General features: G+C 62.3%; 1 protein-coding gene. It reads left to right on the top strand.

Annotation, left to right across the window (positions count from 1 at the left end; genetic code table 11):
• The coding region (locus AC0QH1_RS30740) for a WD40 repeat domain-containing protein (protein ID WP_442957397.1) at positions 1 to 228 on the top strand (228 nt) is incomplete at both ends.

Here is a 228-nt window from a genome sequence, read left to right as displayed (position 1 = left end):
CCACCCTCACCGGGCATAGTGCCCGGGTAAGGGCAGTGGCCATCACCCCGGACGGCACAGGGGCGGTTTCTGCATCATACGATAACACCCTGAAACTGTGGGACTTGGCCACTGGGTCGGAACGGGCCACCCTCACCGGGCATAGTGACCTGGTAATGGCAGTGGCCATCACCCCGGACGGCACTGGGGCGGTTTCTGCATCAGACGATAACACCCTGAAACTGTGGG

The organism is Phormidium sp. CCY1219 (assembly GCF_055795085.1).
The sequence above is the reverse complement of the archived record's forward strand: the minus strand, read 5'-3'. Positions and strand labels throughout refer to the sequence as shown.